This is a genomic window from Vallitaleaceae bacterium 9-2, from assembly GCA_038396585.1.
GTDB lineage: Bacteria > Bacillota > Clostridia > Lachnospirales > Vallitaleaceae > UBA1351.
Genome location: CP121691.1, coordinates 2,704,550 through 2,726,771 on the forward strand (window position 1 = coordinate 2,704,550; position 22,222 = coordinate 2,726,771).

Sequence of the window (22,222 nt, forward strand, 5' to 3'; positions counted from 1 at the left end):
ATACATCTCCCCTATATTAATCCAAATAATCTAGGTAATATTAAGCTAATTTCAGGTACATATGTTAGAAGCATTAGTACTGCAACCAGCGCACCAAAGAATGGCAACAGCGGCTTAATAACTTCTTCTATGGTTACATCTCCAATAGAACATCCTACAAACAATACACTACCAACCGGTGGCGTCATGATACCAATACACAGGTTAAATACAAGTACAATACCAAAATGAACCGGGTGCAAACCTAATTGTGTAGCGATTGGTAAAAAGATTGGTGTGAAAATAAGTACTGCAGGAGTTAAATCCATAAATGTTCCTACAATCAATAGAATAATGTTCATGATTAATAGGATGAGAATTTTATTATCTGTTAAGCTAAGAATACCATTAGAAATAGCTTGTGGTATTTTTGTATAAGCCATTACCCATGACATCGCTGATGATGATGCAACAAGGAACATGATAACACCTGTTGTTACCGCTGTTTTAAGAACAATTTCTTTTAATTTATCAAAAGTTAGTGTCTTATAAATCAGCGATAATACAAACGTATAAAGAACCGCAACTGCTGCCCCTTCTGTCGCTGTAAAAGCTCCAAGTACGATACCGCCGATAACAATAATAATTAACATCAAACTTGGTAATGCACGAAGGAATGTCATAAACCCTTCTTTAAATGTGATTTTTTCTGATGTTGGATAATTATTTTTCTTCGCATAACGATATGCTACCACCATAACAGCAAGTCCCATAAGAATTCCGGGGATATATCCTGCGATAAAAAGTGCTGAGATGGATACACCACCTGCAACTAATGAATATAGGATAAGAACACCACTTGGTGGGATAAGCATCCCTGTTGCACAAGATGCAATGTTAACCGCTGCTGAAAATGAAGGCTCATATCCTTCTTCTTTTTCAAGCGGAGCCATAGTACCGCCAATGGCAGCACATGAAGCAACCGCTGATCCTGACAAGGAACCAAAAAGCATATTTCCCATAACGTTAGTGTGTGCTAAGGAACCTGGCATTCTTCCACCAACAACTTTGGCAAAATCAACCAATCTACGGGCGATTCCCCCGTTGTTCATAATGTTACCTGACAATACAAAAAGTGGTACAGCAAGCAATGAGAAACTGTTAATTCCGTTAATCATTTTCTGTGGCATAGTAAATATTGCCACCTCAAAAGGTGTTACAACTAACGCCGTTACGATAGATGAAATACCGATACTTACAGAAATCGGCACACCAAATATTAACAGCATAATAAATACAAAGAATAATATAAGTGCAGCTTTTAAAGCCATGATAAGCTCCTTCCTGAAGAAAATATAAATTGTGGTGTTAATATATCTATCATTGTCTATTCTGCAGTTTTGTTAATCTTAAAATCTTCAACAATGTTCATGACTTGATATATTAGTGTAATGATACCTGCTACAAAAAATGGGGAATACATCCAACCTTTGGAAATATCTAGAATCGGAGTTTTAATATCGATAACATTTTTTGTGGCAATATATCCTCCATAGACAAGAATAACCGCTGTAAAAATAATAATGATGACATCAATAGCCACTGCTATAAATACATGCAACGATCCCTTGGCTCCGTTTTTTAAAAATACAAGTGCCATATGCTCTCTTTTTCCAAATGCATACGCTGCTCCAACAAAAGATGTCCAAAGAAGGATAATTCTTACTAATTCTTCTGTGAAAATACTTGGATCTCCCAGAATATATCGTGTAAATACCTGCCATAAAACCAATCCTGTCATTACAACGAAAAGAATGGATAATGAATAGGATAAGATTTTATCCATGATTTTACGTAATGCTTTCATAATTATCTCCTTTCGAATTTCCAACGCTTTCTTAATTCATGAGCAATCATTTTTGGCTGTCTTTGTCTTGTGAAGACACCTTTTTTATTACCATCTATCCGTACAATATCTTCTCCTGTCATAAAGTCAGCAAAGTTCCACACATGCTCTCCAATGACACAAGGAAGTTCATCAAATATCTTGTGATAGGAATCCAAAAATTCAACTTGGTATTCTTCAGTAAACATAATGCTTGGAAGTTTATGAAGTCCAGGAATCGTATCTACGCCATACTCTGTTACAATCATAGGTTTACCTTCTGCTTCATACCACTGCTCTAACCACACTTTTAATCGCTTGCTTCCAGCTTCTATGTTTCCTCTTTCAGAATACCAGCCAAAATAAAGGTTTAATCCAATAACATCAAAGTATTTTGATACATTACATTTACCTGGTTCAATCAGCATAAGGTTAACATTTAATAATGGTCTGTCATCCATTTTTCTTGTTGCTTCAACAAGTGTCTTAAAATATGGCTCTGCCTTTTCTTCCATAGTTGAAGCTTCATTGGCAAGCGACCACATAACAACCGATGGATGATTTTTATCTCTTGCAATCATCTCTTTTGTCAGTCTGATATGCTCTTTTAATGTCGCATCGTTGATTTTATCTTCACGAAAGACTCCATCAAGTTCACCTACTGCCGGCACTGACTGACCTAACATTCCAACTGCGGGCACTTCACCAATGACAAGAATTCCATGTCTATCTGCAAGGTCCAACACTTCTTCTGCATAAGGATAATGTGACGTTCTAAAGGAGTTTGCTCCAATCCAGTCCATCAACTCAAAGTCTCTTAAGTTCATCGCATGGTCAAGTCCCTTGCCTTTAATATCCATATCTTCATGTTTTCCAAATCCTTGGAAATAAACCGGCTTGTTATTAACTAAAAATTGTCCGTCTTTGATCTCAACTTTTCGGATTCCAATCTCTAAATCATATTGATCAATTAACGTATTCTCTTTATCTAAAGCATCCGTTAGTTCAACTTCCATACGATATAGATAAGCCTTACCTGGTTGCCATAAGTTCGGGCTATCTATTTTAATACTTCCAGATGCACCAAGCATTGTCGCCACTTGCTTATTGTCTTCATCATATATTTTTACTTCTACTTGCATAGATACATCTGTATTATTTATCGTTTTAACATCATATGCAATAATTCCTGCGTGCTCTTGAACATCTGTTTTTACCGTAATATCTTCAATGTAATTTTTAGGTCGAGTATATAAATAAACCGGACGATGAATACCTGCATAATTGAAAAAGTCATGCTGTTGTGTAATTTTTTTATAGGTGTTGCCATACTCATCTTCAATCAGCTTCGTCTCGCCAGGTGGGAATGACTGCCATGTAAGTTCATTATTGACACAGACCACAATGTGGTTTTTTTGATCCCATTGTACATAATCGGTTATGTCTGCTTCATACGGGAGAAAACCTCCGATGTATCTGGTAACTTCTTCTCCGTTAATGTATACAATAGAATTATGTGACGCACTACCAACCCGAAACATAACTTTTTTGTCTGCCCAACTCTTTGGAATATAGGTGTATTTTTCATACCATACATCGCCTACATGATACTTAACATCCTTATTCACAGTAATGTCATTATAGCTAGCAGGGACAGCCATGAGGTCTGCTTCTTCCAGCTTTTTTTGATACCATTTTTCATTTTTACCAATATTATCTTTATCTATCTTAAAATTCCATAAGCCGTTTAAACTCATAACTTCCCTTGTCTGGGATTGTTTCGGATATAGCATTTTCTTAACCTCCAAAAAAACTTTTTAGTATATTATTTGTGTAAATTGAGCCGATTAAATCGGCTCTACTATCAATACGATATATTTCCCGGGTTATTCTTTGTTAATCAACTTATGAATAACCCAGGATTTTCATAAAAATTATTCTAAACCTTTGAATTCATCAAGAAGCGCTTTAACTTCTGGCATTTCTGAAGTATATTTGTCTAACATTGGTTGAACTGCTTCACGGAATGGCGCTTTGTCCACTTCTACAAATTCAACACCCATGTTTGTTTTTGCATCTTCAATCGCTTCATCAATAGCAGTTGCCCATATACCTTTATGGTAATCTGTTGATTCTTTAGCCGCTTCTTTAACAGCTGTTTGTTGTTCTTCGCTTAGTCCATCCCAAATTTTAGAAGAAATAACTAAAATATCAGGAATACGTGTATGTTCGTCATAAGAGAATACTTTGGCAACTTCACCATGCTTACCATTTGTAAGAGCTGTTTCATTACTTTCAGCACCATCGATTACGCCTGATTGGATTGATGTATACACTTCACCATATGCTAATCCTACAGGTGTTCCACCTAGAGCTTCAACCATGTCTGTTTGAGATTGGAATCCCATCACACGTATTTTAACACCCGCTAAATCGTCTGGATGAAGGATTGGTTTATCCACTGTATAGAAAGATCTTGCACCTGAGTTGTAGAATGTAAGTCCCATAAATCCGTTGTCTTTTGTATTTGCATACAAATCTTCAACTGCAGCTGAATTCATGCACTCGAAGTAGTGGTCTTCATCAACAAACACGTATGGAAGTGTAAAAGCATTATAACCATCATTATAGCTTGTAAGTGCAGCCGCTGATACTTTTGTCATCCCAACCGCTCCTGCTTGTAATTGTTCAAGTACTTCTGATTCTGAACCCAATTGTCCGTTTGGAAAAATATCAACTTTTACTGAACCGTTTGACTTTTCTTCAACTCTGTTCGCAAAGTCAACAAGTGCCAAGTGAACTGTGTGCTCTTCATTTAGGTTATGAGCTAATTTTAATGTTTGTGCCTCAACTTCTGAACTTCCCCCGTCAGTCGCTGCTTCATTTTTTGTTTCGCTATTGTCACCACATGCTACAAGTGACATTGCCATTGTTAATACTAGAATTAGTGCTAGAACTTTTTTCATTGTTCTTCCTCCTGTTTTTTATGGTACTAGTACCATGAATAGTTTTTTAAAAAATGGCACTAGTACCATTTTTGTTAAAAAAAAATAATATTTTCTTTTTTTTACACTATTCTTTTAGGTATAACTACCAATTAATTTATTTGACAAAACCAATTATATACGAACATGTCAGTTTTGTAAATAGTTTTTTTAAAAATAATGGCACTAGTTCCATTATCAAAGATTTATATGCGAGTTTTGTTGCCAGTCCCCACTTCACAAGTCGTCAAAAATACTATATAATATTATGCAACCAGATGAGGGGCTATTTACACCCTAATAAAACTCGTCTTGGTAACTTTTAAAGAAGTTGGTGATACGATGAGTTATACAATTTATGACTTGGCCAAAGATGCTGACGTGTCTGTATCTACAGTGTCTAGGGTACTTAACAAAAGTGGTCCAGTAAAAGAATCTACTAAGCAAAAGATTCTAAAAGTAATGAAGGAAAAAAATTACAAACCAAATGTATATGCAAGAGCTTTAAATAATATTGGACTAAAAACGATTGGCGTTGTTGTCAGTGATATTGCCAACCCGTTTTTTGCTGAAGTAATCAAGGGTCTTGACACTATTGCAAGAGAACATGAATATAACCTTGTCCTATGCTCTACCAGCAATAATCCAGAAACTGAACGTAAGGAGTTAACCCTTTTACTTGAAAAACAAATTGAAGGTTTAATCATCATCGGGAGTCGACCAACAGATGACCCCAACCGAGAGTTTCTTCTAAAAATCAGCCACGATTTTCCTGTCGTATTGATTAATAGCTACATTCGTGGCGGCGACAAAATGTATTCTATACTTGTCGATGAAAAAAAAGCGACTTATGATGCATGTCAACATCTCATTGATAGAGGATATGAACGCATCTTTCTGTTAGGAGACCCTGCCTGGGCTACGACTCTAAAAAAACTGGATGCACTAAAAGATTGTCTTAGCGACAATCACTTACCATATGAAGATGAACAGTTTATTGGCACTTACTATAGTTATACAGCAGGTAAACCTGCTGTTAATGAGCTCATTAGCAAGTATAATAAAGAGCGTTTTGCCATCTTTTGCTGTTCAGATATGATTGCTCTAGGCGCACTTAGAGAGTTAAAAGCTATGAATATCAGTGTACCTTCTCAAGTTGCTGTTGTTGGCTATTCCAACACCCCTGTATCCGGTTTAACCTCCCCCTCGCTTACAACGGTTGATCAGAGGATGAATGAATTAGGTGAAAAGGGAATGCTACTTTTTATTGACATTCTTAAGGGAAAAAAACCAAAGCATCGTAAAACGTATTGTGACTATGAATTAGTCATCCGTGAAACAACTTAATACCCTCAAAAAACCTAGATTCATTCATAGAATCTAGGTTTTTTTATTAGCATTCAAAATTGACTACTTTCATCTCTATACATTTTATTCTCACATGATAACATATCCTTTGTCAATTATTCTATTTAAAGAGAATGCTATTTGTCAGAAACAGGGGTATATGGTAAAATTTCTCTTATATAATAACTATTATGTAGTAATCATTTGCTTTTTAGTCAAAGGAGCCCTGAATGAACTATCAAACGTTTAAACCACATCCAGATTTAGAATCCTTGGTAAATATATATTGGACTTTAGAAGTACCAAGGGAAGATAACGCAAAAAAGCAGCGTATCATTCCCGATGGCTGCATTGAGATGGCTTTTATCTTGGGCGAGGATATTAAGAGATATACTTCAGAACATGATTATATTCTACAGCCTCGAGCCATGGTGCTTGGACAAACCATTAATCCTTTTTATATTCAGCCAGTAGGATACGTTGATACCTTTTCAGTAAGTTTTTATCCCTATGGTTTTGCAAATTTTATTTCAGAGCCTTTACAGCATTTAGCGAACAAAGAAACACCTTTGCATCATGTATTTGAAGAATTCATTGCCAAGGAACTTGAACAAAACATCATACATGCACATAGCACAAAAGAAAGAATAGCAATTATTGAAAAATTTCTTTTTGATAAATTAAACGACGAAGTAACCATTCACTCTATTGTAAAAAATACCATTGATACACTTTTATCCACCAAAGGAAATGCAAAAATCAATAAAATTCTACAACAAGATTTATACAAACAAAGACAACTCGAAAGAAAGTTTTTAGAACAAATAGGAATCAGCCCAAAACAATTAGCCAAAGTCATTCGGCTACAATCCGCTTTAAAACTATTACTTAATGCGGATGCACAAAGCCTAACGAGTATTGCATATAAAAGCGAATACTATGACCAATCACACTTTATCAAAGACTTCAAAGAGTTTACAGGCATTAGCCCAAAAGAGTTTTTAGGAAATGAACATATGGCTCTTTCTTCCCTTTTCTACAAATAACATATAGCTGTCGCATTTTTACAATTTTTTATTACATGACTTGTATATACTATGATTGTATCACCATAAAAAGGAGGAGAATTACTATGAATAGCTTTGTTCCAATTTTTGAGATTCCTGCACTCGACCTATCACGCGCTATTGATTTTTATCAATCCATTTTAGATATTAAAATCGAAAAAATCGACATCCCCCAAATGCAAATGGGACTCTTCCCAACTCAAGAGCAGATGTCGTTTGGCGTTATCATGCAAGGAGAGGGATATATTCCTTCGTCAAACGGTGTCACCATCTATCTTGATGGCGGAGATGACCTTCAAATCATTCTAGATAAGATTGAAAAAAAAGACGGCAAAATCTTAACTCCGAAGACTCTTCACGCTGATGAAAGTGGATATTTTGCAATATTTATTGATTCAGAAGGCAATCGGCTTGGACTACATTCGCCAAAATAATTCTAGATAAATATGTAAAAAATCCAAGTAAAAAGCGATAGGAGATCCTATCGCTTTTTACTATAATTCAATATTATTCAGTATATCTTTTAGTGCAATAACTTCTTCTTTCGAAAGCGTTACACCTTTACCCATCTTATCTCCCTCTGGAGACCAATCCCGAATATCATATTTAGATTCACGTTCATTCCAACTGATACTTCGAAATTCTTTTGTCCATCCTTTTGATGTTTGTGATAGAACACCATGTTTTTCTGTTACTTCGTATTTAAAATCAGCCATATAAATCCTCCATATTCAGGACCCTGATTCATGAATCACTACATAGTTTAAATCAACCTATCTTTTTGCCCTCATATAGTTTTTTCCAGTCATCAAACAAAGGATTATCCCACGTTGTTCCATCAAATGTCTCATAAGAGACAACAATTGCTTTAAAAGTTTCAATTGTATGATGTTCATCCAACTCAAAACCCGACTCACTTCCATAAGTATTTCCTGGAACTAAATTAATATCACTATAATTTACAAGCTTAACATAAGACCCATCAGAAAAATCCATATTTCCTTTTATTTTCACCGGCAATTTATTTTCATCCCAAGCAACAAAGGCTATTACAGCATTCTTAATGTCAAACTCTGTATCATTTTTAAGCACTGCTTGTAAAAGGTCTGGGTACAGGCTTTTATAATTTTCATCTTGGATTGTATATTTCGTTTCAGTAACTTTTAACTCTTGTTGCTCTAACTGTCCAAGTAGCTCTGCTTCTGAAGCCTCGTCATTTGTACTCTCTTGAGATTCTTCTGCATCAGATTTCTCAAATACATGCTGTGATTCGTCAATAATTACTTCAACCTTCATATCTTCAACGAGTTTTTCACCTTCAAAGAGTGCTGTCCATTCATCATAATATGGATTCATCCATGAATCGCCATCAAATGTTGTAAAACTTACTGGGACTACTTTAAAAGTTGAAATTTTAATGCTTTCTGCTACTGCAAATCCGTAGCCTTCGCCAAAATTGGAACCTGCTGCAAGATTAATATCACTATAATTAACTTCTTTTATATATGTACCATCAGCAAAGTCAATATTTCCTTTTATTTTCACCGGCAAATTATTTTCATCCCAAGCAACTATAGCAATAACAGCATCTTTAATATCTTGATCTGTATTATTTAGTATAACTGTTTCTAGTAGGTCCGGATAAAGTGATTTATATTCATCATCTTGAACTACATAATTTGTCGAAACAACTGCTAATGGTAGCTTTGTAAGTAACTCTTCAAAATCGATAGCACTCATCTCTATTGCTTCAACTTGAGTTGTTTCTGTTTCATTTTCTGTATTTTCACTTTCTACATTTTCACTTTCCACATCAGCTGAACCACTTACTTCATCTGAAGTAGAAGCTGTATCCTTTGCTGGCGCATCACTCACTTTTGCGCAACCTGATAAAAAAGTCATCAGACTAAACACCATTACAATTAGAAATACTCTTTTTTTCATTTTTAATACTCTCCTTCTTTACACTTATTCATTTTAATTAACCCGAATTATTCATCGAGCTGTTCTTAATTGCGCCTAATGGCGCATCGTTACAATGTTTTTACTTACATTTGCATTTCACTGAATTCTCAAAGAAAAGCAATAGAAAAGAGTTTCGACTTTGATAGAATGAACTTACCTCAACAATCATATGCAAAGGAGAAACTATATACATCTAGTTTAACTGTACCTCTATCAAAAAGCAATAGAAAAAACAAAATATATTTAGATTTTATAATTTCTACCGCTTTTATGACGTCACTTCCTTTGCGGATACATTTATACACTTTTGATTAAACTTCTCATATGTTTTTTTAGCAAGTTGTTTTACTTAGATGGTCAAGCTTTTGTGTTACACTAAGACTGAAAAGTTATTAAATTATTGATGCCTCTTTTCAAATGGTGTAAGTTCTCCATTTGATGAACGTGGTCTTATATGATTGTAATATCCAAATACATAATCATTTGTTTTTTTATTCAATATCTCTTCCGTTTCAAACTAGTACATCCAAATAAATTCACCTTTAAATGTTCCGCGAAAACTTTCCATAGGAATATTATCATAAGGACATCTAGCTCTACTCTTGCTTTGGGTTACTATTCTAGTGAAACAAAATTGTAATACCGAGGGTTTAACAACTTTATTGTATCAGAACAAATGAAAAGAGATAGCACAATACAAACTATCCCTAGAATGCTTCTGTTTTAAAGAAATTTCATTTTGTTTTTCTCCTTTATATTTTCAAAGTATCAAATCATGCTTTGAATCCATACTCTTCAACAATATTAAAAGGGCAGACGATTGTATCTGCCCTATTAAAAACTATATTGTGATAAACATTTTATTAACTATATCAGTCATAGCATTTCCTATTTCCTCGAGAACAATGTAATCAAATTTCTGTGAGGTAAATATCTTTAAAAAAGATTCTTGTAACATTCTCATTGTTTCATCGTATCCTAAAGGCTTATTATATATTTTAGCAAGATGTTTTTTAATTTCATTATTGCCATATGATAGTTTAAAAGCTACTTTATCAATTACCATATAATATTTACCACTCTTCATGAAATAATCTTTAAATATCACATGTAAAATCTGCATGTATCTCTCGTCATCAGACATAGCCTTTATCAACACAGGATTTATGTCATCAAAGGCAATAGCTTTGTACTTGTCTTCACTATCTAATTGCTCTATCAAATTATGCAATTCTTCTGTACAAAGGTTGCCTACCACTGTTTCTATCGCTTGATTTTCATATAATGACATCATATGGGGAATATTTTCATTTAGAACTTTTCTCAACATAGCTTTCATATTTATACTAAAGTTGCCATATACCCTCGCTCTAGTTGTATGTCCAAGTCCAATTTGAAGTTTCCTCCAATAGGTTGTAACACTTCTACCATTTATAGTGTACTCTGTTCTAATCTGATAGCCATTAACAATTTCAACGTCTTTAGTGAGTCTATACTTCATATTATCCAAGACATCTGACATTTTCTCTTTACCTAAAGCAATTTTTACCGCAGGAAAATTGGGTTCATTTGCAGTAACGAAAATTGGTTTTGTGATACCATCTGGCAAAATTCGTTTCTGAGTATCCTTCGCAATGTAATCTATAACCTTATATAATCCGATAGGTTTAAAATTATCAATTCGATCATCCATATTGTTTCTTAATGCCTTTTGAACTGGATCAATTTTTTCTTCCAAGTATCTCAAGGAAAGCCAATTTACACTTTGACTAGAAATTCCTTCAAGGTATCTTTTAATATCCATTTCCACTTCTGTAATTACTTCTAAAACATGTCCATCATAATCCTCTTGAGATAATTCTACATTACTATCATTTCTGCTATTTTTTTTCTTATAGATTTTATTCCCAATAATGCGATCTGCCTTAGTAAATATTACATTAATCGGGATATCCATCTTTTTAGCTTTTAATAATTTATCTTTAATTGCCTTACAACTTTCAGCTAAAATATCATCTCTTTCTTCTAAACTTAGTAGTAAAAGAATGCTATCAGGACTACAATTCAATGCCACATCTAATGCATTTTTAATTGATACGCTATCCATACCTACCTGAGTTAATCCCATTGTATCTCGGAGACAAAATCTTGTTGGGATACTTTCCTCTCCCATTTTTATAATTTCTTCTCTGGGACGACAAGATAGTGTTAAATCATTAATTATAAGACTATATGGTTGAAATGGATCAAATAAATTTTGTAACACGTTCCCCCCATATTGTAGATCATCGTGTTCATCAACACTTAACTCCAATATGTTTTCATCTTGCAACTTTTCGCCTAACAAATCCTTAAGTTGTGTTTCAATCAAATCACCGATTCCCTCAAGCCATTCAATGTAATCTACTTTTAGTTCTGGTTCTATTTCATTCCACACTTCTTCAAAAACAATTTTACGTACTTCAGATATACTTATTTTTTGTTGGCTCAACTCTTTCTTTTTCATTTTAACTCTGCTCGAAAAAGATGGTTCAACCATTTCAAAAGCTTCAAAAATTTTTTCCATAGCCTCTTTAAAAGCATCAATAGAAATTGAATCAGCTAATTTCCCGAGATGAAAAGATGCTTCTTCCGGTTCTAGAACTGAATATAACCATTCCGCATTAATCGATTCCACTGTATCTTCCATGTCAGCACCATTGCTCACATAGAGTTGTGTTAGTTTCTCAAGAACAATGATATGAACTGCTTTTGAATCAAACTCTTTTGTCTTCACACAAATAGCGAATTGTTCATTTTTTTCAATTCTTGAATCAAACACAAAATCACATGGAATAATTGTTGTCTGGCTTTTATCGCCAATTCCAATAGATATATAACCTATAATTTTATGATTAACCAATAAGTATACTAAAGTGCTTTTCCCTGATGTCGATGGTCCGATAACCACAACTGATGGTGCTGTACTACTTCGTTTCAATGCATCATTTGAACTTAATTTTTTTTGCTTCATAACAAAAACCTCCTTATTGGATATGTTTAAGACATAAGTATCCAACAAGGAGGTAAAATAAAAAAACTATGCACGGATGCACAGTATCAATTCACGCTCTCATGATCACTCCGCACATAAAATCCCTCGAATTTAAGGACTATGTATCAGTATAAATTTCACTCACCGTTTCCGTATTTCGGTTCTCGTGGAACTTACATCTTTTCAATAACTTTAGCATATTTTACCACCTAGGTCAACTCTATTTTCACTTTACTTATATTTATAATCTCATCAACTTACAAAGCTATAGAAAATATATCCTATTCCCCAATAAGGTATTAATGCAATCTTTCCAGTATAATCCAATCGCATGTAGCTAAGGTATATCACATTTGCCAGTCTTCCACCATCCTCTGTATATCTTCTACGAATATAGATATAACCACTCTTTTCTAATCGCCAAAGATTTTTGCGTACAGTTGTTTTATATCCCCCAAGAATCTTATTTAGCTTTTTCTGTGATATCTGTGAACACCACCTTCTCTATTTGCTAACTTGCTTAATAGCATATAGATCATTTTAGCCGATACCCTAGAATTTATTTTCCCTGCTATTTTAAATTGATGAATACCATCAGTCATGTTTTCTCCTCTCCATCCCATAGACATACTTGTATTTCTTTTGTCCAAATTGATATCTAATAATAAAGCACATCTGAACAACAACCGATATGTTGGACTTATCTTTAGTTAGCATACGAACAGCTCCTGATACAGCGCCCAACATAAATACAATGATGATTACCGTATTTCTTGTTAAAAAGAACTGTAAAGAAGACAAAGATTGGCTTATGGAATTGATACCAGGTAGGGTGTCCATATACCTTTTAGCATAAAGCACCATTGGTACAAGCCCTTCTAAAAGGGCGTCTACATAAACGAAACCATCTGATAAAATAGCACTTATAAGGAGCATAATTACAACTTCCAAATGTCCGCCTCTTACATATTCTCTTAAGTCTATTCAAAGTGATAAAACACTGAATAAATGTATACGGTAACTAGTCGCTACTAACCTTTATATAAGCCTCCACCAGTGGCTTGACGGTTAACTATCTTAGTTTTTGCCTTTCATAAGGTTCCAGTTCTGACACTTCGTTATCCTGGTGATATATGACAGCGATCTGTTTAAATGTCTGATAGGCAATGGTTGCCTTCTCATTTTACTTCTTTTCTTTTGGTAAAGCCTTAGCATCAGAGAATCGTCAGCTGCTGTGAGCCCAACTTCCTGCAAAGGTAATATAAGAATTTTCCTTATCCAACTTTTTATAGGCTGAATATCCACCGGTAACAACAATACCTTTGAAGTCTTTAATGAACTCCTTGGAATGGTCGCTCTTACTAGTTTTCTGATAGTCATACAGGATAATGGGGCTATTATTGTAATGTTTACAGGTTCGGTAAACCCACATGTAACTGGTATTGTTTGCCGGTCGACCGTCTTTTGAAACTTTTCCCGGCGTTTCCTCTGCCTGTAATACATGGAATGTATACATTTCAGCATGAAGTCGGTCATATACGGTCCCGAGATATCTATCACCACATTGGATCATCCAATTGACCATCACTTGCTTAGCTACATGAATATCATTTCTCAACTATTCCTGGCTGATTCGGTACAATAGCATTCCATTTACAAATTTCGTCCGTCAGTTGTGGACCAACGGAAGCCACCAACTTCCCCCTTCTTATATAAAAGCCAAAATCCGTTCCTTCCCAAAGCAATCCATTCAGGTGGTCCATTCTTCTCCCGCAGAAGAAAAAAAGGTATTCTTCTCAAAAGGATCAAGATTGAAATAATTCTTAACGATGGTTGCCACGCCATAAATCTGTACGCCAGTGGCAAGATGTATTTTACGTAAACCTTTTGCATCATTGAACATTAGCAAGGGCTCTAAGAAGTCGTTGTATAAAAGGTTCAGATGCTGTTTCGAATAATTCAATCCTACATCCATTGACCTGAATGATTACGACAATGTTATTTACAAAGAGTTGTTGAGAAACAACTGGCGTATGCGCCGTCAACTCAACGAAGTTTCCAGTAGCAGGGGGCAACGAATATTCAGACTAGACTTGAACCGCCTGTTTTCGAATACATCTTTGCCAATAATAGAATACCTTTTCATGGACACCATTTTGCAATACCATTCTTTTTTGGTCATTCCTCTGTTATTACATTCTTTAATTATTAGTTGCCAATGATTAATCCGCATTTCTGTGTTATTTTGTCTATAAAGTAACCCCCTAGATAATTTTTCATCTATTATCTCACGAAGGTGGTTAGTTGACACGGCACCTATAATTTACCGTATACAAAAAATTATAGGGATTTACCAAAAAAGTCCTCCCCATCTATAAATTGAAAATAGATAGGGGGGGGACCGAAAATATTTTGTTTTACTCTCCGTCAAAATGATCTGTGTCGCTTTTTTTTAATCAAATATGTATTTTCTATTGAAACACCAAGATTGTGTTTCACCATAAGTGCGGCTAAAGAGTTAACATCAATTAAGATAATTTTGATCTACAATCTCTGAAACCTAAGTCAGTGCCCATCCTATTCTGTTTTTATAAACCAATTGTTTACCACTTGGCAGCCACTCTTCAAGTTCTTCCTCAGCTAATTGAAACTGCATTGCCAAAACATTATACATATCTACACGCTTATGGATTTGAATATCTTTCAATAACTCCAATACAGGTTCATAAATTCATGATATTTTGGTATTGCTACAGAACCTTGCCTCCTGTCTCCTCATATATTTCGTTCAATTTGACCTTATAAGTGTCCTAATTCCATTGACTCATTAAGGTAATAATATTTTCCATCTTTGATAATAATCTGAACGTCTTCATCGTATAAATTTTTTGAACTATTAACCATTAATCGATTCTCCGCTCTTTGTCTATTTATTTTATCTAATAATCCAACTGCAAGCTCATTGTATTTCAAATCCTCATTGACCACTCCAAGAGCAGTTGCAAAAAATCCTTTTTTCATAACTCTATTCTTATCAATTTCTATACCAAGGTGCCCGACTTGTTCTTCATGCCATACCTCTAGCATTTCCATCGTTTGATTGGATTGGTTTAAATAAGTATTATAAATAGAGTAACTCATTTCATTTGATATTTCGCCTTTGCCTAATAAGTATGTCAACTTGCATATTTCCTCTAAAAGATTGATTAAAATTCTCTGATATTCAACTAAAATAGAGAACTCATCTACTTTCACTTGATAAGTTTTATAATCCAGTTTATGATTCTTATTTATTAATTCGCTAATCGTTAAATTCACTTGTTGGAGTAATTGAGTTCCTTCACCTTCTAAGTCATCCAAAGTCTGCAACTTAAGAATTCCCAACTCATCATTCTCTAGAATTTCCATACTATAATTAGAAATTTTTTCAACTCTTGTAATCAGTGACAAAATACGACTTTGAAACTCACGATTTTGAAACTCACTAATTTGACTAATGCTATTACTAATACTTTCAAGCTTTGAGCTAATCTCTGTCATGTAATATTGTCCCACGACCAAAGAACCCACAGACATTATGTTTGCAACCCCATTAGCCATCGTACTCATTTTCGAGGTTTTTTGAGGATTCGTTTTAACAAAGTTAGCATGTCCTTTTATGCTATTTTTACCTCTGTAAAATCCTCTTGATGCACCTTTCATTTGTTTTGAATCAACAAGCGATACACCACTAGGTATAACCGCTCTGTATAATTCAACTTTATCTAAAGCCCTATTATTCATTGTTTTTGCAAGTTTATCTGCAGCAGTAGGTATCGTTTTAGAGATTCGTGCAATAACATTTTTGTCTTTAATCTCAAATAGCATTTTATCATCAATGAAATGCGTCAAAGACAATTGTTCTAATTTGACAATAGCACTACTTTGAAATCGTTCTTCTTCAGGTAAATTAATCTCAACAAGTCCTTTTGCATTGTCGCCCTCATCCCTTGAAATCGTTGTTTCTGTTCTTTTCCTTTGGACAACGAAAATCAAAGCAACTATTAAGATTGTTATTATTCCGATTAGAAAATACTCCATGATTTTCACCTCTCATTTTGTACAACCAATACTGTTAGGTTTTCTAAACACTTAGCCTACAATTAATCTGATCAATAGCACCAATAATACGCTTTGCCACATCAAGCTTACCATCAAATAGGTTCATCACATTACCACGCTTATTAAAGGGATGCTCATTGAGAACCCGCTTGTCTAAGCTACCGTTTTTAATCATATAATTAACCACTAACTTCACAAATTCCATTTGATTGATATTAAGGCTTTCGTCAGATAAGAACTCTGAAAATACTTCATTGGCTGCTTGTGGGTCTAAGCCTACAATTTTACTCACCAGTTTGAGTAGTGGCTCATCACCAAATTCTTTGACATAGTCGTCTTTTGTTCCTAAGTCTTGCCATAATACTTTTTCTAGGTATTTGATATCTTCTTCTGTTAAAGGATTATTATTTCTAAGCTTGTAGATGACCAGATCATTTTGATGCTCCATCAAATACTTATTCACCTTTTTACGGTAACTTTGCATATCATTCACGGAGTACTCCCCTGGCCTTTCCTTGGATTCCATAATTTCATCCATAAAATTGGTATAGTAGATTTCACCAGATTTGCTGTCTAAAAACTTAATCAATTCTCTAAAGGCTTCACGGACTTCTTCATGATCAAAGATATCTGCTTCTTCCCAGTGTTCATTGGTCTGAACTTTATATATTAATGCTTCCTGCTTCTTTACCTTTTCAATAGTTCCCTTAAAAGTTAGCTTCTCTGCTGTTGTTACCACTCGGTTTTTCGGTTTTGATGCAGGGACTCTTTTTAAGTCTGCATATTCAATGGTATACATCAAATAATCAAACCGCTTCGCCAGTTCGTCATCATCTATGGCTGGTACAAGTAGTGCAACATGTTCTTCTAATTCTCTGACATCAGCATCTGTTAAACTTTCAAAAGCACTCTCCTGATTGAATTTGTGTAGGAATTGAAGCTTCATTCTGGCATTGAATTTTGTTTCATCAATAGCCTTCACTTCTTTCAAAATCCCTTCAATCAATGCCTTTCTGTGATTTATATACTCATCTGTTTGATAATCCAAGTTTTGAAGCTCTTTAATAATGCCTATGCGGATATTGAAAAGATTTTCTGTCAGTGACTTCATCATCTTGGCTTCTTTACCATTTTTATTGGTTCTAAAAAATTCAAAATTACCACAGTAATCAAAGATTCTAAAGCTTTCTTTATCAATTCCAGCACCATACAAATCTTCGCATAGTCTGGTACCACGGCCAATCATCTGCCAAAACTTAGTCTTTGAACGCACCTTCTTAAAGAAAACAAGATTAAGAATCTCAGGAATATCAATCCCAGTATCCAGCATATCTACCGATACAGCAATCTGAGGCAGTTTGTTTTTCACTTCAAAATCATCCATGGTACTTTCCACATAATTAACACCGGTATAAACTGGTTTTGCAAAATCACCTTTATACTCCGGATAAAGTGCATTAAAGCGCTTTACTATAAAATCTGCGTGTTTCTTATTCTTAGCAAAGATAATGGTCTTCCCTAATTTGTCCCCTCCTTCTACTTTAAGACCTTTTTCCATTAATTCCTGTATAACTGTATCAATGGTATTGTCATTGAATAAGAATGAATTTAAAGCTTCACCACTGATGTCTTTTACATCATCATCAAAGGTCTCTTCAAACATTTCTTTTTCTTCTTCTGTAAGGTCATCATAATGAATGCCTTGTTCTAAAAACTTCATCTTTGTCTCAATGGTATGATAAGGCACCAAATACTCATCTTCGATGGCTTCACCTAACTCATAGGCATAGGTTGGCACATTGTTTTCAAGTTCAAAAATAGTATAGGTATTTTTATCAAGGTCACTTTTAGGTGTTGCTGTTAAGCCTAGTAAAATGGCATCAAAGTAATTAAAAATATCCTGATATTTTTTATAAATGCTTCGGTGACTTTCATCAATTATAATCAAATCAAAGTGACCACTGGTAAATAGCTTTTCACTACGTTTGTTCTTTACATCATCAATGGCATTCATCATAGTTGGATAAGTTGAAAATATCATTCTGCTCTCAGGGTTATCTTTACTATCTAAAAGATTACACAGAGACAGTTCCGGTAAAAGTGCCTTAAAATTCTTCTTTGCTTGCTTCACAAGGGCTGTACGATCTGCAAGAAATAGAATATTTTTTACCCATCCTCTTTTAATCAGTACTTCCACGGTTGATATAGCAGTTCTTGTCTTACCCGAACCTGTTGCCATAACAAGTAGCGCCTTACGATTGCCTTTTTCAAGGGTATCGCACACTGCTGTAATGGCCATCTTTTGATAGTGACGATTGGTGATATCATCGTTGATTACAGGGTCTTTTAAAGACACTTTGTTTTGTCTTTTGAAATGAAGCCACTCTAGCTCTTCCTTGGTGTAAATACCTGAGACTAAGCGCTCTGGATAGCTGGCATCATCCCATAAATAATATTCAAAGCCATTCGTATAGAAAATAACCGGTCTTACTTTATATTGCTTTTCCAAACAATCTGCATAGCGCTGGGCTTGTATCTGGCCAACACGTGGGTTCACACTGGTTTTCTTAGCTTCAATAACCGCCAGTGGTTTACCATTATCTCCAAATAGGACATAATCTACATAGCCTAAACCTGCCTGATTAGGCATGCCTTCTACTTCTACTTCTTCAAGGCAATCCTTACCGATTATCCAACCGTTAAGCTCAATTTCTAAATCAATATACATTTTCCGTGTCTTGAATTCAGAAATTTCATCAACCTTAAAGTCACGGTTTTTCTTATTATCAACACGCTTTGCAGCGTTCTCACGTCTTAGATTTTCATTTTCCTTAATGATTTCTTCAAGTTTACGGTCTTTAGCACCCAATCGGTCATAAAGGTCTTTAAGCTCATCTCGAGTCTTTTTCTCTTTTTCGTTATCCCCGAGTAGACTTTCATCAAAGGCAATCTCAACATATTCATCTGAATAACAGTAATCTATCCAAGACACAAATTCAAATAGATTATGAAGGGCAAGGACTGCCTGCTCTCTTGTGATAGGCGCAGCCGAATGAACCGTTTTATTACCGATTTGTTGAATATATTTAATCATTGGAAAGAGTTTCGTATCAATGATCCCTTTGAACCGATAATCATGAATCAAGGAAGCTAAATTATCCTGATATGGTGCTTCTAGTTCATGGTCGTAAGAAAAAACCCACTTTACAGCCAATTCCAAAGCTCTACGTGCAAGAATCGCTGTACTGGCATAGGAAATCACCAAGCTCTTTTCAGCTTCGATACAGGCGTATGTAAAGTCCTTATATTTATCTTCTTTTTTTAGGAAATCAAAGTTGTAGCACATGGTATTCCCCCTTATATAATCTATAATGCTTCTAAAGCCGCTTTCTTAATAAATTTATGATCTTGCATTTTATTTGATTTACATCTTTCTATTTCAGCATTTTTAGCTGTTTCTAAATCAACATTGTATAATCCAACAGCTTCTGAGACATTTGACACCCATCCACTAAGATTATCTTCAGCATAATTTTTAATTCTGTCTTTAACGTCAAATACTTTATCCCAAGTCTCTACCTCTTCATGAAAATGCTGAGTAATAATTTCAATATTTTCAATTACACCTGTTCTAATAGTAAAAACAGGTTCACAATCATTATCGTCTCTCATAAATGGATAGAATACTTTACCATAATCTCTAGGATTCTTGTCACCTTTATATGTAGAATTACATGTATGGCAAATAGGAAAAAGGTTCTTCCTAAGCAATGAAACAAAAGGATATTTCGATCTTGGTAAATAGTGATCAAAAGCTTCACGAAATTTGTCCTTTGATGTTAACATAGGACCTATTCCGCAAAATGGGCATACATATTCTATTGACTCATCATAAAATTTTTCATAATAATTCTTGAGCGTTCCTACTTCTTCAACAAGGCCCTTTAATTTCAATAAATTATCATATAAATAATCCTGTATCATTTTTAAAGCACTTATACATCGTATAAAATCTTTGCTTGAGCCATTTAGTAAATCTTCATAAGAAACTGGATCAACAGTCATATTACATACATTTTCAACTTGAATATTCTTGCTGAAGGCATCAATTAACTTTTCTCTTTCCTCTGGGCGACTTAACTCAAACGCACCTTTAAACGCTTCAAAATCACTTTTGAGTTTGATCTCATTCATCCAGCTTGGATACTCAAATACTACCGATATGAAAATATCGGTAAATACACTATTGATTTGATTTATAAGGCCCTCTAATTCTTCATTTTCAAATTCATTGTAAAAGTACCACATTTACGTCATCCTCTTTTGAATCTCAATAATCAACATCAAGCGTTCTGATGAATCCCCTAGAGTATTTTCAATTTCACGTTTAAGTTCTTCTAATTCCTGATCATTAGTAGCTTGATTAATTTTACTTCTAAATATGCTTATTTCCTGTTTAGCCAATTCTGCTACAGTGTTTCTCTTGTCAAATAGATTAGCACTAATCATATTCGGATTAGCACCAAAAGTCTCAATTTGCAAACTGCTTTGTAAGCCTCGTTTCATACTCACAACACTTGTTTTTCTTAAGTCTGTTATTACTTCAGGATTATGAGATGAAAATATAGCCTGTGACATCGGATCAAGCATAGACTTTACCTTTGAGACAAATAAAGACTTCCAACTCGGATTAAAATGTGTCTCTGGCTCATCTAACAAAAATAGAATGTTACTTCCGTAAAAGATATTGAGTATGCTAATTAGTTGGAGCACTTGATACTCACCATCAGAAAAGTTTCTCAAATCCAGTTCAGACCCGCTTTCTGTTACAAAAGTCATTTCAAGTAGTTCAAACACTCTATTATTTGCTATGTTCCAATCTACTAAAGATTTCTTGTTTTTTTCATTTCCATATATAATTCTGTTTCGAGTCCTTTTCTTAATCTTATAAATATTGTAGTCATAAAGTCTTTGTAATCCTTCAAAAAAGGCTAATAAAGACATTTGTTCACGTTCTCTATTCTCTGGTACATGAAACTCATAATACTTAAATCCGTTTTCATTTACATGACCTGTATTTGCATAACTCATAATTTCATTTAACAGATACAATGCCTTCTCATCGAAGTAAATATCTTCATCATATATATCTTTCTTATCAAGTCTTATTTTAAATGAAGTAACTAACGCATTCTCAAAGAACTCTGACAGAACTTCTTGATTTTCAGACTCAAACATAAATGACGTAAGGATTCCCAATTTACTTATCGTATCATCAAAATAGTAAAACAGCTCATTATAGCGATCAAGTATACCCTTATTAATAACCTCGCCATAATTGTTTCTCTTAACCTTTTGACTGTCTTTTTCTGCCAAAGAATAAAGCTTATAGTTAATGATTTCATCGCTAACCCCTTCATTATGGCCAGATGAGTAAACCACAATCTTTCTGGGAAAGAATACATAATGCATGTTAATATTTCCTATTTCAAACTCATTGTTTCCATTTGAAATAGTCATTTTAAAATTCTGAGATTTATTTTCTAACTTAATCAACACATGATCAGTATCTTCCCATTCTCCACCTATTCCTATTAGAACACTTTCAATCATATGGTCTTTCTGTAATGAATAAGTAGCTTCATAACTTATATCACTTGAGTAATTCTCTTGAGTTATTTGATTACTGGCATCAACAAATATCTTGGATATCAGTTCAAGAAGAATTGATTTACCACTACCATTTATTCCAACTATTCCAAGGGTGGAGTCATCGCCAAAAATAAACTCTTGATTTTGCTTGAAAATCTTATAATCACTCAGCAATTTTATTTTTACTAATCTCATCACTCCCCCCCGT

Annotated in this window: 18 protein-coding genes; 3 read left to right on the plus strand and 15 right to left on the minus strand. The window is 34.3% G+C overall.

Annotated elements, in window-relative coordinates; all coding sequences use genetic code 11:
- Nucleotides 1–11 precede the first annotated feature (11 nt).
- The 4 genes from QBE53_12520 to QBE53_12535 all read right to left on the minus strand — a co-directional run bounded on the left by QBE53_12520 (nucleotide 12) and on the right by QBE53_12535 (nucleotide 4,830).
- The gene (locus tag QBE53_12520; GenBank protein ID WZL80624.1) at nucleotides 12–1,310 is read right to left on the minus strand and encodes a TRAP transporter large permease; all 1,299 of its coding nucleotides are present in this window, start codon (nucleotides 1,308–1,310) and stop codon (nucleotides 12–14) included.
- 56 nt (nucleotides 1,311–1,366) lie between these two features.
- A complete protein-coding gene (locus tag QBE53_12525) occupies nucleotides 1,367–1,846 on the minus strand; it encodes a TRAP transporter small permease (protein WZL80625.1) in 480 nt (159 codons plus the stop codon).
- Between the two features lie 2 nt (nucleotides 1,847–1,848).
- Entirely contained in the window at nucleotides 1,849–3,657 is a 1,809-nt protein-coding gene (gene uidA / locus QBE53_12530; GenBank protein WZL80626.1) for a beta-glucuronidase, read from the minus strand.
- A 141-nt stretch (nucleotides 3,658–3,798) separates the two neighbouring features.
- On the minus strand, nucleotides 3,799–4,830 hold the full coding sequence (locus QBE53_12535; GenBank protein ID WZL80627.1) for a TRAP transporter substrate-binding protein: 1,032 nt from the start codon (nucleotides 4,828–4,830) through the stop codon (nucleotides 3,799–3,801).
- A 360-nt stretch (nucleotides 4,831–5,190) separates the two neighbouring features.
- Between QBE53_12535 and QBE53_12540 the strand changes: the two genes are divergently transcribed.
- The 3 genes from QBE53_12540 to QBE53_12550 all read left to right on the plus strand — a co-directional run bounded on the left by QBE53_12540 (nucleotide 5,191) and on the right by QBE53_12550 (nucleotide 7,696).
- Nucleotides 5,191–6,195 carry a LacI family DNA-binding transcriptional regulator gene (locus QBE53_12540; protein ID WZL80628.1) on the plus strand — a complete coding sequence of 335 codons (1,005 nt, stop codon included), beginning with the start codon at nucleotides 5,191–5,193 and terminating at the stop codon, nucleotides 6,193–6,195.
- Between the two features lie 230 nt (nucleotides 6,196–6,425).
- On the plus strand, nucleotides 6,426–7,241 hold the full coding sequence (locus tag QBE53_12545; protein WZL80629.1) for a helix-turn-helix domain-containing protein: 816 nt from the start codon (nucleotides 6,426–6,428) through the stop codon (nucleotides 7,239–7,241).
- 86 nt (nucleotides 7,242–7,327) lie between these two features.
- Nucleotides 7,328–7,696: a VOC family protein gene (locus tag QBE53_12550; protein ID WZL80630.1), complete on the plus strand. Its 369-nt coding sequence runs from the start codon at nucleotides 7,328–7,330 to the stop codon at nucleotides 7,694–7,696.
- Between the two features lie 60 nt (nucleotides 7,697–7,756).
- Here QBE53_12550 and QBE53_12555 read toward each other — a convergent pair whose 3' ends face one another.
- The 11 genes from QBE53_12555 to QBE53_12605 form a co-directional block, all read right to left on the minus strand.
- On the minus strand, nucleotides 7,757–7,978 hold the full coding sequence (locus QBE53_12555) for a PC4/YdbC family ssDNA-binding protein (protein ID WZL80631.1): 222 nt from the start codon (nucleotides 7,976–7,978) through the stop codon (nucleotides 7,757–7,759).
- A gap of 52 nt (nucleotides 7,979–8,030) precedes the next feature.
- On the minus strand, nucleotides 8,031–9,206 hold the full coding sequence (locus tag QBE53_12560) for a DUF5780 domain-containing protein (protein WZL80632.1): 1,176 nt from the start codon (nucleotides 9,204–9,206) through the stop codon (nucleotides 8,031–8,033).
- An 862-nt stretch (nucleotides 9,207–10,068) separates the two neighbouring features.
- Nucleotides 10,069–12,240 (minus strand): hypothetical protein, encoded by a 2,172-nt coding sequence (locus QBE53_12565; GenBank protein ID WZL80633.1) that lies wholly within the window; start codon nucleotides 12,238–12,240, stop codon nucleotides 10,069–10,071.
- Nucleotides 12,241–12,728: 488 nt separating this feature from the next.
- Nucleotides 12,729–12,863: a hypothetical protein gene (locus tag QBE53_12570; protein WZL80634.1), complete on the minus strand. Its 135-nt coding sequence runs from the start codon at nucleotides 12,861–12,863 to the stop codon at nucleotides 12,729–12,731.
- On the minus strand, nucleotides 12,856–13,212 hold the full coding sequence (locus QBE53_12575) for a DUF6102 family protein (GenBank protein WZL80635.1): 357 nt from the start codon (nucleotides 13,210–13,212) through the stop codon (nucleotides 12,856–12,858). The genes QBE53_12570 and QBE53_12575 overlap by 8 nt, the downstream gene beginning before the upstream one ends.
- Before the next feature lie 274 nt (nucleotides 13,213–13,486).
- Nucleotides 13,487–13,879 carry a transposase gene (locus QBE53_12580; GenBank protein ID WZL80636.1) on the minus strand — a complete coding sequence of 131 codons (393 nt, stop codon included), beginning with the start codon at nucleotides 13,877–13,879 and terminating at the stop codon, nucleotides 13,487–13,489.
- 942 nt (nucleotides 13,880–14,821) lie between these two features.
- On the minus strand, nucleotides 14,822–14,977 hold the full coding sequence (locus QBE53_12585) for a winged helix-turn-helix domain-containing protein (protein ID WZL80637.1): 156 nt from the start codon (nucleotides 14,975–14,977) through the stop codon (nucleotides 14,822–14,824).
- Nucleotides 14,978–15,060: 83 nt separating this feature from the next.
- Entirely contained in the window at nucleotides 15,061–16,341 is a 1,281-nt protein-coding gene (locus QBE53_12590) for a topoisomerase IV (protein WZL80638.1), read from the minus strand.
- A 43-nt stretch (nucleotides 16,342–16,384) separates the two neighbouring features.
- The gene (locus QBE53_12595) at nucleotides 16,385–19,708 is read right to left on the minus strand and encodes a DEAD/DEAH box helicase family protein (protein ID WZL80639.1); all 3,324 of its coding nucleotides are present in this window, start codon (nucleotides 19,706–19,708) and stop codon (nucleotides 16,385–16,387) included.
- Nucleotides 19,709–19,728: 20 nt separating this feature from the next.
- A complete protein-coding gene (locus tag QBE53_12600) occupies nucleotides 19,729–20,670 on the minus strand; it encodes a hypothetical protein (GenBank protein WZL80640.1) in 942 nt (313 codons plus the stop codon).
- Nucleotides 20,671–22,209 (minus strand): AAA family ATPase, encoded by a 1,539-nt coding sequence (locus tag QBE53_12605; protein WZL80641.1) that lies wholly within the window; start codon nucleotides 22,207–22,209, stop codon nucleotides 20,671–20,673. It abuts the gene before it with no gap.
- Between the last annotated feature and the right edge of the window lie 13 nt (nucleotides 22,210–22,222).

Excerpts from the sequence above, each read along its gene's own strand:
- QBE53_12540 (WZL80628.1), top strand. The coding sequence starts at position 5,191 with ATGAGTTATACAATTTATGACTTGGCCAAAGATGCTGACGTGTCTGTA.
- QBE53_12595 (WZL80639.1), bottom strand. The coding sequence starts at position 19,708 with ATGTGCTACAACTTTGATTTCCTAAAAAAAGAAGATAAATATAAGGAC.
- QBE53_12600 (WZL80640.1), bottom strand. The coding sequence starts at position 20,670 with ATGTGGTACTTTTACAATGAATTTGAAAATGAAGAATTAGAGGGCCTT.
- QBE53_12545 (WZL80629.1), top strand. The coding sequence starts at position 6,426 with ATGAACTATCAAACGTTTAAACCACATCCAGATTTAGAATCCTTGGTA.
- QBE53_12550 (WZL80630.1), top strand. The coding sequence starts at position 7,328 with ATGAATAGCTTTGTTCCAATTTTTGAGATTCCTGCACTCGACCTATCA.
- QBE53_12570 (WZL80634.1), bottom strand. The coding sequence starts at position 12,863 with ATGACTGATGGTATTCATCAATTTAAAATAGCAGGGAAAATAAATTCT.
- QBE53_12565 (WZL80633.1), bottom strand. The coding sequence starts at position 12,240 with ATGAAGCAAAAAAAATTAAGTTCAAATGATGCATTGAAACGAAGTAGT.
- QBE53_12605 (WZL80641.1), bottom strand. The coding sequence starts at position 22,209 with ATGAGATTAGTAAAAATAAAATTGCTGAGTGATTATAAGATTTTCAAG.
- QBE53_12555 (WZL80631.1), bottom strand. The coding sequence starts at position 7,978 with ATGGCTGATTTTAAATACGAAGTAACAGAAAAACATGGTGTTCTATCA.
- QBE53_12590 (WZL80638.1), bottom strand. The coding sequence starts at position 16,341 with ATGGAGTATTTTCTAATCGGAATAATAACAATCTTAATAGTTGCTTTG.
- QBE53_12535 (WZL80627.1), bottom strand. The coding sequence starts at position 4,830 with ATGAAAAAAGTTCTAGCACTAATTCTAGTATTAACAATGGCAATGTCA.
- uidA (WZL80626.1), bottom strand. The coding sequence starts at position 3,657 with ATGCTATATCCGAAACAATCCCAGACAAGGGAAGTTATGAGTTTAAAC.
- QBE53_12520 (WZL80624.1), bottom strand. The coding sequence starts at position 1,310 with ATGGCTTTAAAAGCTGCACTTATATTATTCTTTGTATTTATTATGCTG.
- QBE53_12525 (WZL80625.1), bottom strand. The coding sequence starts at position 1,846 with ATGAAAGCATTACGTAAAATCATGGATAAAATCTTATCCTATTCATTA.
- QBE53_12560 (WZL80632.1), bottom strand. The coding sequence starts at position 9,206 with ATGAAAAAAAGAGTATTTCTAATTGTAATGGTGTTTAGTCTGATGACT.